The sequence below is a fragment of the Pseudoruegeria aquimaris genome, from assembly GCF_900172235.1.
GTDB lineage: Bacteria > Pseudomonadota > Alphaproteobacteria > Rhodobacterales > Rhodobacteraceae > Pseudoruegeria > Pseudoruegeria aquimaris.
In genome coordinates, this window is the sequence record NZ_FWFQ01000002.1 from 192,676 (window position 1) to 208,367 (window position 15,692).

The 15,692-nt window shown below is 63.0% G+C and carries 15 protein-coding genes and 1 tRNA gene; 3 read left to right on the top strand and 13 right to left on the bottom strand.

The annotated features are described in order from the left end of the window. Window positions 1-131 precede the first annotated feature (131 nt). Entirely contained in the window at window positions 132-1,754 is a 1,623-nt protein-coding gene (locus PSA7680_RS02310; protein ID WP_085867042.1) for a L,D-transpeptidase family protein, read from the top strand. 237 nt (window positions 1,755-1,991) lie between these two features. Here PSA7680_RS02310 and PSA7680_RS02315 read toward each other — a convergent pair whose 3' ends face one another. The 13 genes from PSA7680_RS02315 to PSA7680_RS02375 form a co-directional block, all read right to left on the bottom strand. After that, a complete protein-coding gene (locus PSA7680_RS02315; RefSeq protein WP_085867043.1) occupies window positions 1,992-2,366 on the bottom strand; it encodes a hotdog family protein in 375 nt (124 codons plus the stop codon). Continuing rightward, window positions 2,360-2,716: a MaoC/PaaZ C-terminal domain-containing protein gene (locus PSA7680_RS02320; protein ID WP_085867044.1), complete on the bottom strand. Its 357-nt coding sequence runs from the start codon at window positions 2,714-2,716 to the stop codon at window positions 2,360-2,362. Before PSA7680_RS02320 ends, PSA7680_RS02315 begins: the two co-directional genes overlap by 7 nt. After that, window positions 2,709-4,199: an AMP-binding protein gene (locus tag PSA7680_RS02325; RefSeq protein WP_085867045.1), complete on the bottom strand. Its 1,491-nt coding sequence runs from the start codon at window positions 4,197-4,199 to the stop codon at window positions 2,709-2,711. The genes PSA7680_RS02320 and PSA7680_RS02325 overlap by 8 nt, the downstream gene beginning before the upstream one ends. Beyond that, window positions 4,192-4,971, bottom strand: coding sequence for an enoyl-CoA hydratase/isomerase family protein (locus PSA7680_RS02330; RefSeq protein WP_085867046.1), 780 nt, complete (start codon window positions 4,969-4,971; stop codon window positions 4,192-4,194). The genes PSA7680_RS02325 and PSA7680_RS02330 overlap by 8 nt, the downstream gene beginning before the upstream one ends. After that, complete coding sequence (locus PSA7680_RS02335; protein ID WP_085867047.1) at window positions 4,968-5,564, bottom strand: TetR/AcrR family transcriptional regulator; 597 nt, start codon at window positions 5,562-5,564, stop codon at window positions 4,968-4,970. Before PSA7680_RS02335 ends, PSA7680_RS02330 begins: the two co-directional genes overlap by 4 nt. Continuing rightward, window positions 5,561-6,346, bottom strand: a complete 786-nt coding sequence (locus tag PSA7680_RS02340; RefSeq protein ID WP_085867048.1) for an alpha/beta fold hydrolase — start codon at window positions 6,344-6,346, stop codon at window positions 5,561-5,563. Before PSA7680_RS02340 ends, PSA7680_RS02335 begins: the two co-directional genes overlap by 4 nt. Next, complete coding sequence (locus PSA7680_RS02345; protein WP_085867049.1) at window positions 6,343-7,401, bottom strand: branched-chain amino acid ABC transporter permease; 1,059 nt, start codon at window positions 7,399-7,401, stop codon at window positions 6,343-6,345. Before PSA7680_RS02345 ends, PSA7680_RS02340 begins: the two co-directional genes overlap by 4 nt. 1 nt (window position 7,402) lies before the next feature. Beyond that, window positions 7,403-8,434 carry a branched-chain amino acid ABC transporter permease gene (locus PSA7680_RS02350; protein WP_085867050.1) on the bottom strand — a complete coding sequence of 344 codons (1,032 nt, stop codon included), beginning with the start codon at window positions 8,432-8,434 and terminating at the stop codon, window positions 7,403-7,405. Continuing rightward, entirely contained in the window at window positions 8,434-9,156 is a 723-nt protein-coding gene (locus PSA7680_RS02355) for an ABC transporter ATP-binding protein (protein ID WP_085867051.1), read from the bottom strand. Before PSA7680_RS02355 ends, PSA7680_RS02350 begins: the two co-directional genes overlap by 1 nt. Further along, on the bottom strand, window positions 9,149-9,913 hold the full coding sequence (locus PSA7680_RS02360; RefSeq protein WP_085867052.1) for an ABC transporter ATP-binding protein: 765 nt from the start codon (window positions 9,911-9,913) through the stop codon (window positions 9,149-9,151). Before PSA7680_RS02360 ends, PSA7680_RS02355 begins: the two co-directional genes overlap by 8 nt. A 75-nt stretch (window positions 9,914-9,988) precedes the next feature. Further along, window positions 9,989-11,164, bottom strand: coding sequence for a substrate-binding domain-containing protein (locus tag PSA7680_RS02365; RefSeq protein WP_085867053.1), 1,176 nt, complete (start codon window positions 11,162-11,164; stop codon window positions 9,989-9,991). A gap of 392 nt (window positions 11,165-11,556) precedes the next feature. Continuing rightward, window positions 11,557-11,633, bottom strand: a tRNA-Arg gene (locus PSA7680_RS02370). A 93-nt stretch (window positions 11,634-11,726) separates the two neighbouring features. Next, complete coding sequence (locus PSA7680_RS02375; protein WP_176244063.1) at window positions 11,727-12,347, bottom strand: response regulator transcription factor; 621 nt, start codon at window positions 12,345-12,347, stop codon at window positions 11,727-11,729. Window positions 12,348-12,534: 187 nt separating this feature from the next. Between PSA7680_RS02375 and PSA7680_RS02380 the strand changes: the two genes are divergently transcribed. Then, complete coding sequence (locus PSA7680_RS02380) at window positions 12,535-13,065, top strand: putative pterin-binding protein (protein ID WP_245824416.1); 531 nt, start codon at window positions 12,535-12,537, stop codon at window positions 13,063-13,065. 56 nt (window positions 13,066-13,121) lie between these two features. Continuing rightward, entirely contained in the window at window positions 13,122-15,662 is a 2,541-nt protein-coding gene (locus PSA7680_RS02385; protein WP_176244064.1) for a PAS domain-containing hybrid sensor histidine kinase/response regulator, read from the top strand. The last annotated feature ends 30 nt before the right edge of the window (window positions 15,663-15,692 follow it).

Here is a 15,692-nt window from a genome sequence, read left to right on the forward strand (position 1 = left end):
TAGGCTTTCCTATGCTTTCGGATAGGAGGGGCATCGGGATACCGCCCGCCCCGCTGGGGAATTGACACCCCAGCGCGGGCTTGTTCAACTCGCCGCAAGCACAGCAAAAGCACAAGAAGAGAGCAGCCCCCATGATCCGTTCCGGCCGCGCCGCCCTGCTGGCAAGACGCCTGATTGCCACGATTGCCCTGTCCGTGCTCGCCCTGCCCCGCGCCGCTTCCGCCGACGTGGCGCAGGACATCGGCGAGCTCACCGCCGCGCTGCAGGACGGGCGCACGGTGCAGGTCCGCGGGCTGCCGATCGTTTCCGGGGCCTTCCTCGCCCGGTTCTACGGAGCGCGCGGCAACGCACCCGCCTGGCTCGGGGAAGAAGACGCCCGCGCCCTGCTGAACGCCCTCGGCGGCGGGTTGGCGCAGGGCTTCCGCCCGGCGGATTTCCACCTGCCCGCGCTCCTGTCGCTCTACGAGGCGGCGCGTGCGGGCTCGGATGCCGACAAGGCCGCCTTCGAGATCGCCGCCAGCGATGCGGCCGCCCGGCTGATCCACCACATGGTGTTCGGAAAGGTCGATGCGGAGACGCTGGACAGCGGCTGGAACTTCAACCGTCCGGTGATCGAAGCCGATCCGGCCGAGGTGTTGAACGCAGCCCTCGCCGGGCCGGGGTTCGGCGCCCTGATGGAGCGGCTGGCCATCCGCAACCCGCAGTATACGCAGCTCGTCGAGGCGCTCGCGCGCTACCGCGATCTCGAAGCCGCCGGGGGCTGGCCCAGCGTGCCGGCGGAGACCGTCCTGAAACCCGGCGAGATCGACCCCCGCGTGCCGCTGCTGCGCCGCCGCCTCGCCATCGAAGGCGATTACTTCGGCCCGCAGGACGAAAGCCTCACCTATGACGCGGGCCTGCAGGCGGCGGTGATGGAGTTCCAGCGGCGCAACGGGCTGGATGCCGACGGCGTGCTCGGCCCCAAGACGTTCACCGCGCTCAACCGCACCGCCTCCGAACGGGTGGACCAGATCCGGCTGAGCCTGGAACGGATGCGCTGGCTCGCCCGCACCGCCGCGCCCGACGCGGTGCTGGTGAACATCGCCGGCGCCCGCACCTACCTGATCCGCGACGGCAAGACCGTCTGGACGACCCGCTCCATCACCGGCAGCGCCTACCGCAAGACGCCGGTGTTCCAGGACAGGATCAGCTACATGGAGTTCAACCCCACCTGGACGGTGCCGGCCTCCATCTTCCGGAAGGACAAGCTGGAGAAGATCCGCGCCGACGTGGGCTACCTCGCACGCAACAACTACATCGTGCGCAACAGCGAGGGCGCCACGATCGACCCCTACTCGGTGGACTGGTCCGGCACGCCAGCGGTGACGCTGGTGCAGCAGCCCGGCGACGACAACGCCCTTGGCAGGGTGAAATTCATGTTCCCCAACAAATATGCCGTCTACCTGCACGACACCAACGACAAGAGCCTCTTCGACCGCGCCGAGCGCAATCTTTCCTCTGGCTGCGTGCGCCTCGAAGAGCCTTTCGAGTTCGCCATGCTGCTGATGGAGGGCGCGCCGGACTGGAGCGCGGAAAAGATGCAGGCCATCCTGGCCAGCGGCAGGACGACCCGCGTGGACCTGCCCGAGCCGATGCCGGTGATGCTGACCTACTGGACGGCATGGATGGAGAACGGGAAGATGCAGTTCCGCGAAGACATCTACGGCCGAGACGCGGCGGTTCTGGCCGCGCTGAACGCCGGTTACGGCAGTTGAAGCGGATATGGCGGGCACCATGAGGACGAGGTGACGTTCGGCATCCAAAGCCCGTTCTTGGAATTAACAACTCGTTGTTGTGCCGCGACAATTTCTTGAGCGCGGGATGCCCTGCCGCGTCTCCGCACATCCGCCTTCCGACGCTCCCAAACCCTTCGTTTTCTTCGATATTCTCAAGAAAACAGCCGCTCATCCCTGAGCGGCTAGAACGGCTTTGATCTTGGGGGCGCTGCAGATCTATGTCTGTTCGTGAAAGGCTCCAGCCACATCCTTGGCTTTTACCAAGCTCCGGCCTTCGCAGACCACCGCGCCGTCGGGGGTCGTACATTTGGCCCAGAGATCCACCAGCTGTTTTTCGGGGCGGAGATTGGTAATCGAGACTTCCGCCGTCAGGACCGTGTCCAGTGGTGCCGCAGCGTGGAACTTCAGGACTTGTTTCAGATAGTTGGTGCCTGACCCCGGAAGTTCGACGCCAAGCAGGTAGGAAAACAAAGCAGCGAGCAGCGGCTCCGGGACGCCTTCGGCTTCGTAACCCGCCAGAGACGAGAAGGCGCGTATGTCTTCTTCGGTGTAGCGCCGGGCGATTTGAGCGGATTGTCCAACTTTCAGCATCGGATTTCGGCCTCCCCGATCAAGCATTCCGCGCCGTCGGCAACCCGCACGGCACGCATCTTCAGGCGCCCGTGCGCCTCCTGCTTGACGGACAGATCCAGCGCTTCGCCGGCAAATGCCGGATTTGGAAACATGAGACTCTGTGAAGACGTGGTGAGGGATGGGTCGTGTTTCTTCAGCATGCCCCAGAGTTTGGCGTAGAGCAGCATGCCGTGAGACACCGTCCGGCCGAACGTCGTGTTGGCGCAGAAGTCCGGGTCCACGTGGATCGCGTTGTCATCACCGGAAACGCGCGCAAAGGCGTCGAAGTCATCCTGCGTCGGCATCCAGCGCTCCTGAAGGTCAATCATGACAGAAGGCCTCGACCAGGTCGGGCTTGCGAATCTTGCCGGCCGCGGTGCGTGGAAAATCCGCGACAACTCTTACATATGCGGGAGCTTTGTAGCCGGCCATACGTTCGCGGCACCATGAACGCAGATCTTCGGCATCAAGCGTTCGTTCCGGTCGCAACAGAATGAACGCGGCGCCGACCTCTCCCCATCTGTCGTCGGGCACACCGATCACGGCAGCTTCGAGAACGGCGGGATGGGAATGCAAAACCCTTTCCACTTCAGCCGGATAGACGTTTTCACCGCCCGAGATGTACATGTCCTTGATGCGGTCGACGATGTAGTAGTACCCGTCCTTGTCGCGGCGCGCGACGTCTCCGGTTCTTAGCCACCCGTCTTCGGTGAAGGTGCTTGCCGTGGCATCCGGGTTGCCGAAATAGCCCGGCGTCACACCGGGGCCTTTGATGTGCAACTCGCCAACTCCCTCCTCGCCATCGGGCACTCCGCTCAATCGAACTTGCGTCAGAATCTGCGGCTTGCCGACGGAACCGATCTTCTGCTCGGCATGGGCCGGGTCCATCAGAAAGACAGTCGGGCCGGTTTCGGTCATGCCCATGCCGTTCAGAACTTTCACACCGCGATCTGCAAAGAAGCGGATCAGTGGTTCCGATAGGGGGGCGCCGCCACAGCCGCAACGGATGCCGTGCCAGTCGAGTTCATCGATCCAGGGAGCAAGCGACAACGCCTGGTACACCGCTGGCACGGCGAAGAACTGGTTGATCTGACCCGACGCGATCAGGTCGCGTATGGCGTCCAAATCGAACTTTGGAAAGATCGTCGATGAACCGCCGGACAAGAAGATGGGCAGCGTGTACAGGTTGATCCCCGCCGTGTGGAACAAAGGCAGGAAACACGCGGAGCGGTCGGTCGATGCGATGTCGATGGCTTGCCCGATGTTTATGGTGTTTGCCCATGCCATACCTGCGGTTTGGATGACGGACTTGGGCAATCCCGTCGTCCCGGACGTGAAGAGCAGATACCAGGGCCGATCAGAAGGGATCGGGGCCGCCAACTTGGGGCCCCCTCGCGCGATCCATGCCGCAAGATCGTCTTCAATCGTCAGGAGCGGTACGTTGACCCCTTTTGCCGTTTCGGCCGCAACCTCTTGGAATCCGGCGTCCGCAAGCAGGATCGAGACGCCAACCTGCTGCAGGGTTTCGACAAGCTCCGGCGCGGGCTGACGCCAGTTCAGGGGGCAGAGAATGATGCCTGTCTTTTGGCAGGCAAAGAGGGTGATGAAGAACTCGGCGGAATTCTGGCACAGGATGGCAACTCGGTCGCCCTCGGAAAGACCGAGGCCAGAAAGACCGGCCGCAACAGCATTGGCCGCATCGTTGATCTGGCCAAAGCTCCAATCGCGCGCCGACGAGGTGTCATGAAACGCTAGGCCATTGGGAGAAAGCTCCGCCCTTTTCGCGGCCATGTCAGGGATCTGGTCAAACATCTCTTTCATCCCTTGGCTGAAGAAATTCCTGCATCCTGGTCAGAGTTTCCGGGCGTCCGATCAGGGCTTTGAAAGACTCGGTCTCAGCCTCAAGCCGTGTTTTGACGACCGCCCGGCGCCTGTCGTCCCAGAACAGGGATTTCGTTGCCAGCGCGGTGCCGGTTTCGATCTGGGCCAGAAGCTTCGCGGCACGCGCTTCGGGATTTGGATCAACCGCCTGAACAAGCCCAAGGCTTTCAAGCCGCTCTGCGCCCTGCCGATGGTTGGCCATTATCCAACCCTTTGCGTTCGCGCCGCCGATCAACTCCGGGAGAAGGGCAGTCCATCCGCCATCCGGTGCAAAACCCACCACCCCATAGTAGGGCTGAACAAAGGCATCTGGCGCTGCAACCACAAGATCGGAGGCAAACACGATCCCGGCTGACCCGCCCGTTGCCGCACCGCGCACGGCCGAGGCCAGAACGACCGGCATCTCGACCATGCGCAAAACCAGCGCCTGCAGTGCGGATACGACCTTTGCAGCATAGCTTTCACCTTGCCCAGCCCGTGCCGCCTCGGCAAACCGCCCGACATCCCCACCGGTCGAGAAATTGGGCCCGCCCGTGATCAGTGCTTTTGCCACATCCGATTGCGCCAGCGCATCGCATGCACGGTGCAGTTCGTCCAGGATGCCGGGCTCCAGAGCATTCGCGCGGGGCGCTTGCAGGCGGATCACACAGCAGGGCTCGGAGTTTGGCAGGTCTTCCATATGCCAGGCCACCAACCTGCTCATGGGGCCAAACCGTTGCAGATCAACTTGTGCGCCTCGGCAACGACGCGGTCGATTTCGACGTTGTCGTCCCAGAGCACGTAGCGCTCGCCCAATGCCTTCGCAATTCCCATCAGGGCCCAGGCTCTGACCTCGGCGTCGCCTTGAGAAATCTCGCCCTTCAGCGCGGCTTGCTCCAACTGATCGGCGTAGGCCTTTCCAAACTCCGTGTAGTAGGTGCGGTAGGCTTCGGGATCAACGAACCGTGCCTCTTCGACAATGCGGTATTGCAACGGCCGGTCACGGACCACGCGCAAATAGGCCTCTAGCCCGGCACGCTCGGCTTCCAACCGGTTTGGAGCGCCCGCGATCTGCTCGGTCGCCTGGGTTCTCGTGGCACGGCCCATGTCCTCGACCAGTTCGCGAAACAGTGCTTCCTTGCTGGGAAAATAGATGTAGAACGTGCCGAGTGCCGTGTCCGCGGCACGTGTGATGTCGGCGATGGAAGCGGCTGCAAACCCCTTTTCACCGATCACCTGCTCGGCAGCCGCAAGGAGCTTTGCACGGCGCTCGACCCCGCGTTTGGTTTTTGGTCGGGGCGCAGAGGATCTCGTCATTGCGTTGGTGTCCTCCTGCTCTCAGCGTTGGTGCTTTCCAGTGTCGTGACAAACCGCCGGATGGCATCGCAAAAGGCTTCTGGCTCTTCGAGATGCGGAGAATGCCCGGAGTTCCGGAAAATCTGCACCTCGGCCATGGGTGAATGCCGCTCGATCCAATAGGCCACGTCCGGATCATACAGCCTGCTCTTCGCCCCCGCGCAGACCAGGTACGGAATATCGATCGCGGCGATGCTCTGCCGCGCATCCATTGCAACAAGTTCGTCCCAGATCGGGCGCAGCGCTGCGGGGTCCTGCCTCAACAGTAGCGCTCTCATCTTGGCCTCATTCGCCTCCTCGGCAGCGTTGGGCGCGTACATGTTGTGCAGAATGTTGTCGACCATGCCGCGCCATTGAAACTCGATCTTCGAGGACGTGGACAGAACGGCCTCGGTATTCTGGCCACCCAATCCAAACGCCCACTGATCGTCAGGCAGCAATCGCGGGCTCATGTCGATGGTAACCAGCCCGCTCAGGTTCCGGCTGCCTTCCTGCAGGAGATACTGCCAGGCAATGGCGGCCCCCATGGACCAGCCGACCAGAACGGGATGATCCATCTGGTTGACGATACCGCTCACAACCTCGACACAACGTGCAAGGCTCGGTTCATCCAATTCCCGGGAGCCATGCCCCGGCAAATCGGGTGCATGACAGTCGAACCCCGGCCCGAGCAGTGTTTTCACCCCATCAAAAACCGCGCCACTCATGGCCCAACCGTGCAAGAAAACAAGCGGAACGCTCATGTGGACTGCTGCCCGCGCAGGCGACCGACGATGCCGGTCGGGAAGAAATAGACGCTGAGAACAAACAGGATGCCCAGCCACATCAGCCAACGGTCGGGATCCAGAAGATCCGGGATCAACGGCAAACCTTCCGTGGCATGAGACGCGGCGCCCATGAGATTTTGCAGATAGGTTTGAGCAAGTACAAAGAGCACCGTCCCCAGCACCGCTCCATACATCGTCCCCATGCCGCCGATGACGACCATCAGGAGAATGTCGAGCATGATCTCAAAGCTGAGCGTCGTGTCCGGTCCGACATACCGCAGCCAGATTGCAAACAGGCTTCCGGCAAGCGCAGCGGTGGCCGCCGACATGCAGGTTGCGGCAGTGCGATACCATACGACCCTGTAGCCGATTGCCTCGGCTCGAAAGTCGTTCTCGCGGATGGCTTGCAGGACACGGCCAAACGGAGAATTCACGATGCGCAGCAGGAGCAGGAACAGCACCAGCGAGCTGAAGAAGATAAGGTAGTAGTTCAGGGTTTTCCCGGTGAACTTGACGCCCATCACCTCGCCCATCCTGTTGGCGGAGGTCAGAACGCGCGGGATCTTGTAGGTCAGCCCGTCCTCACCACCGGTGATGTCGGAAAACTGTGACACGAGAACCGCGACCGCAGAGGCAACGGCAAGCGTGATCATCGCAAAGAATATCGCCCGCACTCTGAGGCTGAACAGACCGATCAGCAGCGCCAGGACGATCGCCGCCAAAGCGCCCAGCACCGAGCCCACCAGCAGAGCATCAAACCCGCGCCCCATATGTGTGGACGCAAGCGCGACACCATAGGCCCCCATGCCGAAAAACATCGTATGGGCAAAACTCACGATCCCGGTGTAGCCAAGCAGCAGGTCATAGCCTGCAACCAGCACGATGAAGATGCAGATCCGGGCAGCGGTGTCCAAGGCACGGACGCCTTCAAAAATGAACGGCGCTCCGGCCAGGCATATCAGGATCAGCAGCAGCAGCGCCGTCAGAACGGGAGAACGGGGCGTGTCGCCGGATATCAGACGTACGATCATTTCACTTGGCCTTCACGACAGGCAGCATGCCTTGTGGCCGCCACATCAGGATTGCGGTCATCAGCGCGATGTTGGACACAAGCGCCAGTTTGGGTTCAAGGAATGCCACGTAGTTCTGCAAGAGCCCGACCAGGAGCGCCCCGATGAAAGCGCCCTCGACCGAGCCGAGCCCCCCGATGATTGCCACGATGAAAACAAGGACCATCATCCGTTCGCCCATGCCCGCCGTGATCACTTCCTGATACAGGCCCCACATCACGCCGCCCAAACCGGCAAGCGCTGAGCCGGCGACAAAAACACCGATGAAGACCACGCGCAGCCGGTATCCCAGCGCTTCGACCATCGGGCCGTTTTCGACCCCTGCCCGGACGATCAACCCGATCTTGGTGCGGCGCAGGATCATGCGCATGGCAATGAACAGAACAGCTCCGATCCCCACGGCGAGAAGGCGGTATTTTTCCATCGCGGCGCCTGCGAATGTAATCGCGCCTTTCAGCATCTCGGGGCGGTTGATGAAGATCTCGTCCGGCCCCCAGATCACATGGATCAGCTGTTCGATCACGATCAGGCCGCCAACGGTGACAAGGATCTGCTTGAGGTGCGCGCCGTAGACGGGTTTGACGATCACTCTTTCGAACACCCAGCCCAAGGCACCGGTCACGGTCATGGCAGCCGCGACGGCAAGAAAAACCGCCGACATGTTGAGCAGCAGTGAGGTCGCGCCGGTCCAGTCGCCAAGCGCAATCAGGACCGAGATTCCGATGAAGGCCCCGACGGAGACGAATGCACCGTGGCCAAAGTTGATGACATCCATCAGGCCGAACACCAGCGTAAGCCCCGACGCCATGATGAAGATCATCATGCCCATGGCGAGGCCCGACACCGTCAAGGTCAGCCAGGATGAAGGAGCGCCGATCGCGAAGAACCCAAGCACGACGAGGATCGGAATCAACAGAAAGGGCATCGCCTTGCCCAGACGCTCGCCCAGCGACACGTCCGCGAAGGTTGGTCTGTGATCGGGAGCGGCGGTCATCAGTGCGCCTCCATGCTCAAACCCATCAGGTTTTCCTGAAGGTCTTTGTTGCTTGCAAGTTCCGCCATGGCCCCTGTCCAGATTACGCGCCCGTCATCCATGACGACCGCGCTGTCTCCCAGGGCTTTGGCGACTAAAAAATTCTGTTCCACCAGAAGGATCGAACGGCCCTGTGCCTTCAGCTCGCGCAGGGCGTTTGCCATGGTCGCAATGATGGCTGGCGCCAGCCCCTTGGTGGGCTCATCGATCAGATACAGTTCGCGGTCTTCGGCCATGGCACGGGCAATGGAGAGCATCTGCTTTTGCCCCCCCGACAGGTTTCCCGCTTCGCTGTTCCAGAAAGTCCCCAGCGCCGGAAAAGCGGCCAGCAGCCACTCTTTCCGTTGCGGGTCGAGCGGGCCGGAAGTGGCACCCAGTACCATGTTTTCTTCGACGGTCAGATCGCTGAAGATGCCCATGTCCTCGGGCACGAAGCCGATGCCGGCGCGGGCGCGAGCGGAAACCGGCAGGCGCTTCAGGTCCTGACCGTCATAGAGTATCTCGCCCGATTTCGCGGTCCATTGCCCCATGATCGTCTTCAGCGTGGTGGTCTTGCCGACGCCGTTGCGGCCGAGAAGCATCGTCACCTCGCCACGGGGCACCTCAAAGTCGACACCCTGCAAGATGTGGTACTGCGCGATGTCGGTATGGACGGCTTTCAGTGTCAGGATCGGGTCAGACATGATCCAGTTCCTTACCCATGTAAGCCTCCTGCACCACGGAAGAGGCCATGACTTCGGCGGGTGGGCCGTCGGCGGCCAGGGCGCCATTGTGCAAAACGATAATGCGGTCGGCCAGGGTTCGGATCACGTCGAGCTTGTGCTCGACAAGCAGCACGGTTCTGCTGGTATTGGCCTTGATCTCCGCAATCAGGTCCAGGATCACAGGCGCCTCGTCCACGCTCATGCCTGCGGTCGGTTCGTCGAACATGTATACCAGCGGATCGAGGCCGATAAGCATGGCAACCTCCAGCTTCCTCTGATCGCCATGCGACAGTTCGGACACCAGTTGGTCTTTCTGCGTATCGAGGCGCACCCGCTCCAGAATGCCGCTGGCTTCCGCCGTCAGTTCGCTGTGGCTGTCCGCCATCGAAAACAGCCCGAAGCCTTGGTGCTTGCGCGATTGGATCACCAGCCGAAGGTTTTCAAGAACCGAAAGGCCGGGAAAGAGGTTGGTCAGCTGAAAGGCGCGCCCCAGGCCTCGCCGGCAGCGCTCGGCGACACCGAGGCGGGTGATGTCCTGTCCGTTCAGGATCACTTTTCCTGCGGTCGCCGCAATCTGACCCGAGATCAGGTTGAAGTATGTCGTCTTTCCTGCGCCGTTGGGCCCGACGATTGCCGTCAGCTCTCCGGCCGGAAATCGGCAGGTCACCGCATCTACGGCCACATGCCCACCAAACCGCACGGTGAGTGCGTCAGTTTCCAAGAGTATCTGGGTCATTGGATGAAGTCCTGATGCCCCGGGGCGGCAAGAAGCCAACCGCCCCGGTTTCATGCGACCGACTGAGGTCGCGGATCATTGATTGCGAATGGGAATGTCCATCTCGTCCATGCCGATCTCACGGACCAGAACCGGCACACCATAGTCCTTGCCGTCCTGAATTTCGGTGCGGAAATGGTACATGGATTGCATTGCCTGATGATCTTCCGGGCGGAACATCATCGTGCCTTTGGGGGTTTCCCAAGTGAGCCCCTCCATCGCCGCAATCAACGCTTCGGTGTCTTCCGCGCCCCCGGCCTTCTTGATCGCTTCAACGATTGCGATACCAGCCGCCATGCCACCGGCCGTAAAGAAATCCGGCGGGCTGTCGAAACGCTCGAAATGCGTTTTCACAAGCCAGTCATTCACCGGATTTTTCGGGATCTCGTAGTAGTAGTAGGTAGCGCCTTCCATTCCGGGCAGTTCCTTGTAGGCCTTGAGCGCTGCAAGGATGTTTCCTCCCGTGGCGATCTCGATACCAAACCGGCCGGGCTCCATCGCGTTGATCTTGCTCATCGGATTGCCACCACCAGCCCAGATGATGAACAACTTCTTCTCTCCTTCGACATCAGCCAGCGCATTGAAGATGCGTTCTGCGGCAGCGGTGAAATCCGTTGTGTCAGTCGGCACGTATTCCTCATGTGCCAGCGTCGCACCCGTGCCTTCCAAGGCCTCCTTGAAAGCCGCTACGCCATCGCGACCAAACGCGTAATCCTGCGCCAAGGTTGCAACCGTCACGTTCTCGCCGCCCAGAGCAACAGCGTTCGCAATCGCATCCTGAGAGGAGTTGCGGCCGGTGCGGAAGATGTATCGGTTCCAGTTTTCTCCGGTGATCGAATCCGCCACCGCGGGCTCCACGATCAACACGCGCTCGTATTCCTCGGCAACGGGCAGCATCGCCAGGGCAACACCGGAGCTGACCGGGCCAACTGCAATGTGGGCGTCATCGTCGCCGTAAGCCTCTTCCAGTTGCGCGCGGCCAATGTCCGGCTTCAACTGCGTGTCTTTCTCGATGATGACGATCTTCTCCCCATCGATCTCCATCGTGCCATCCGTGGCGTATTCCAACCCCAGCTTCAGACCATTGTGGGACTGGGCTGCATAGGCCTCAAAAGGCCCGGTTTTGCCGTAGACATGGGCAATTCTTATTTCCGCAATCGCCGTTGACGAAATTAACGCGCCGACAGCGGTTAGTGCAAGCATGCGCAACATAAAGGCTCCTCCCGTTTTTCTCCGAAAAAAATGAAACATGAATCATCATTCATGTAAAGAAGTTAGTTCACGGAGGGGCCAGCAGGTTGCGCAGAACTCGTTGGAACCGCTTCGAAAGGCAACACGTCCCCTCATGGGGAACCGCCCAGTCCGACGCAGCACGGCTTGCTGTGAACCAGAACGATCGAAGGCTCCGCGGAGCGGATGGCCATCAGCCTGGCCCCGTCACGCCTTGATGCCGCCAGGCGCTGCCGACGGAGGCCGCGCGGGAAGGTCTTCAGACGCCGCTCGGCTCATGCAACGGCGGCGGGTCGTCTTGGAACCTCAGCCATTCAAAATCGCCTGCTGTCGCAAAAACGGACTTTGGATGTCGAACGTCAAGAAGGGGGTTTTGGCGATCCCTGAAGGACTCGAACCCTCAACCTGCTGATTAGAAGTCAGCTGCTCTATCCAGTTGAGCTAAGGGACCGCACGCCTTGCCCTTTTGCGAAACGGCCGCGGGCTTGGCAAGGGGATTTCTGGGGCAAAGCGGCGGTTTTGCGCCCGTCCGCGCGGGGAAAGATCAGAACAGGCCGGCGGTGCGGGCGATCATCGCCGCATGGGTGCGGTTGCGCGCGTCGAGCTTTCGGCACAGCGTCTTCATGTGCAGCTTCACGGTGACTTCCTGAAGCTCCAGCTCCAGCGCGATCTCCTTGTTCGAGAGCCCCCGGCAGCCCCCCCCGAGCACCTCCATTTCGCGCTCCGTAAGGCTGCGCGCCATCTCGGGCAGATCCTCCACCCCGCCCGGCTCCGCCGTCATGAAATCCACCGGGGCGTATTTCTCGCCCGAGGCCATGAAGCGCGCCGCGTTCATCAGGGATTTCGCCGTCATCGTCTTGGGCAGGAATCCGGCCGCTCCCGCATCGAGCGCGGCCTGCGCCACGGCCCGGCTGGCGACGCCGCTCATCAGCGCCACGGGCGTGCCCCGGCCGGCGGCCAGCGCCCGCGCGAGCCCGTCCAGCCCGTCCATGCCCGGCATGTTGAAATCCAGCAGCACCAGATCGAATTCGCCCTCGGCGTCCAACACCGTGAGGGCGCCGTCCAGATCCCCCGCGGTAGCCACCTCGACGCCCGGCTCGGAGGTGAGCAGCATGCGCATCATGTCCAGCACGAGGTCGTGATCATCCGCAACGAGGATCTTCAATACGATTCTCCAAATGAGGCCAAAGGCACTGGCCCCATAAAACCCCATTCACAGCCATCCGGCCAGACGTGAGGCGCAGGAAATCCTATACATTCGGATAGGGCTCTACACTCTTGCCTCGGCGAGCCGAGTCGGGGAATGGATTAAGCATCGGGCGACGCTTTGATCGAGAAGGAGGTTCGCAGAGATGATGTCGGCTTTGCAGAAAACGGGTTTGCGCACGCATGTGCTGGGCGGCGTGGTTGCCGTCATGGCCGCGGCTTCCGCCTGGGCGGGGGAACTCCCTGAACCGGGCGGGGAAGTCATCCTCACGGTGTCGGGCGCGATCGGCACGACCAACGCCGAGGGCGCCGCGCGCTTCGATCTCGCCATGCTCATGGAGATGGAAAAGCAGGAATTCACCACCACCACGATCTGGACAGACACCGCCGACACTTACACCGGCGTGGCGCTCAAGACGCTGCTCGACGAACTCGATGCACAGGGCACCACCATCAAGGCCAGCGCGATCAACGACTACACGATCGAGATCCCGGTGGACTCCCTGACCGACTCCTACCCCATCGTCGCCTACCACCGGAACGGCGAGGAAATGCCGGTCCGCAACAAGGGGCCGCTGTGGGTGATCTACCCCTACGACAGCAGCAAGGAACTGCAGAGCGAGGTGATCTATTCGCGCAGCATCTGGCAGCTTGACCGCCTCGAAGTGACAAACTAGGGGAAACGCCCGACACAACCAAAGAGGGCGGAAACATGGGCGAAGCGGCGGGACCTTTGACACGGTGGCAGGGGGCCCGATACGCCCTTCTAACGCTGTTTCTGCTGGCCGGGATCGGCCTCCTTGCCTTTCTCGGCTATGAAACGCGCGTGCAGCTCGACAGGCTCGAGCGCGCGCCCAACGAGAACGCGCAATACATCTACGCCCAGCTCGAGGTCGAGCACCTGCGGCTGCTCGAAGCGCTCGCGAAGGCCGCCCGTTCGCCCTACCCCGATCTCGACGACGTCCGCACGCGGTTCGACATCCTCTTCTCCCGCGCCGACATCGTGGGAATCCGGCGCCAGAGCCTGGAGCCCGAGCTCGGCGATCCGCTGGAGCAGGGCGTGCAGGAGATGCTCGCCTTCCTCAACGGTCTTCTGCCCCTGATCGACAGCCCCGACGCGGTGCTGGCCGGCGCGCTGAACCGGCTGCGCGACGAGGTGCAGGCCGCCTACCCCGAGACCCGTGACCTGGCGCAGAAGGCGCTCATCATCTTCGCGGAGGCCGCCGAGGAGCGGCGCGAGGAAGTACGCCGCCTCGTGCTGCTGACGAGCACGCTGGCCGTTGTTCTGGTGCTTGCGCTTGCGCTCATCGTCGTCGTGCTGCTGCGCGTCTACCAGCGCGCCGCCGCGCTCGCGCGGGACAACGCGCAGGCCCGCGAGAGGCTCCAGGCCACCGTGGGCGCCTCGCAGGATGCCGTTCTGGTGATGGATACCGATTTCGCCCTCATGGAGGTGGCCGGCGGCGCGGAGCGCATTTTCGGCGAGGACGTGGCGGCGCGGCTCGGCGAGCCCATGCCCGAGGCGCTGCTGCCCGAAGATCAGGCCGCCACCTTCCGCGAAACGCTGAAGGCCCGCAGCGAGGGCCGCGCCGGCCCCGGCGGGCTGGTGGAGCTGACCGCCCGGCGCACCGACGGCAGCCTGTTCCCGGCGGAGGCCACGCTGGCGGCGGCCACCGGCCCGCGCGGCCAGTTCTTCGTGTGCTTCCTGCGCGACATCTCCGAGCGCCGCCGCGCCGAGGACGCCCGCAAGGAAGCGCTGGACCGCGCGGTGAAGGCCGAGAAGGCGAAATCCGAATTCATCGCGGTGATGAGCCACGAGATGCGCACGCCGCTCAACGGGCTGATGGCGGCGCTGGAGATCCTCGACGAGCCGCGCCTCACCCCGAAACAGAAGCGCTACATCGGCGTGGCGCGCACCACCAGCCAGCAGCTCCTCGCCCATGTGAACGACGTGCTCCAGATCTCGAAGCTGGAGAGCGGCACCTTCACCCCCGCCCGCGAGACCTTCAGCCCGGCGCAGTTCCTGCAGGCGGTCGCGGCGGCCAACGAGCCGCTCGTTGAAGCCAGCGGCAACCGGCTCGTCCTCGCCACGCCGACCCCGCCCGAAGGCCCCGTCACCGGAGATCGCGGCCGGCTGAACCAGATCCTGCTGAACCTGTTGGGCAACGCGGCGAAATTCACCCGCAACGGCACCATCACGCTGGGCTGCGAGCCCCGCGCGCAGGAGGGCGAGACCCTGCGGCTGCGCTTCTGGGTGCAGGACACCGGCGAAGGCATCGCCGCCGAGGATCTCGCGCGCATCTTCGAGGATTTCGTCACCCTCGACCCGGCCTTCCAGCGCGAATCCAGCGGCACCGGGCTCGGGCTGTCGATCGCCCGCCGCCTGGCGCAGGCGCTGGGTGGCGAGATCGGCGTCGAGTCCGAGCTGGGCAAGGGCAGCACCTTCTGGGTCGATCTACCCTTCGAGCGCGGTGCGCAGGACGCCAGCGGCCCGGTGCAGGCCGCGAGCCTCTCGCCCCTGCCCGCCCCGGTGGACGGCGCCGCGCTGGAGGTGCTGGTGGTGGAGGACAACGCCATCAACCGCATGATCGCACGCGAGTTCATTGAAAGCACCGGCGCCCATGTGACGGAGGCCGCCGACGGGCTGGAGGGCGTCCAGATGGCGCAGGAGAAGCGCTTTGACGCGATCTTCATGGACATCGGCATGCCGCAGCTCGACGGCATGACGGCCACGCGCCGCATCCGCTCGGGAGGCGCTTCGGCGGAGGCGCCGATCTTCGGCCTGACGGCCCACGCCCAGCCGGAAGACATCGCCAGCTTCCTCGAAGCCGGGATGCAGGACGTTCTGGTGAAACCCGTGCGCCGCGCCGACATCCACGCCCTGCTCGGCAGTTCCGGCCCGGCGCAGGGCGAGGATGACGAGGATCCGGCCGACACGCTGGTGAACGCCCAGGCGATCGAAGAGCTGCTGCAGATGCTGGGAGAGGAAACGCTGATGGGCACCTTCCTGCGGTTTGCGGAGGAAACGCAGGCGGTGCTGGCCGATCTGCCCGAGGCCCCCTCCCCCGAGATCGCCCCGATGCTGCACCGGCTGGCCGGATCGGCCGGCAGCTTCGGTGCGCTGCGGTTCCGCCATGCGCTCCTCGTGGCCGAGGGCGCGGCGAAGGAGGGCCACGCCGGCGACTACGCCGAGGCCCTCGCCGAAGTGTCCGCCGTCTGGCAGGACACCACCGCCGCCTATGCCGAGATCGGCCTGCTGCTGGACGACGGTTTCTAGGCTCCGGTGCCTCGGCCTAGGGGAAGGCCG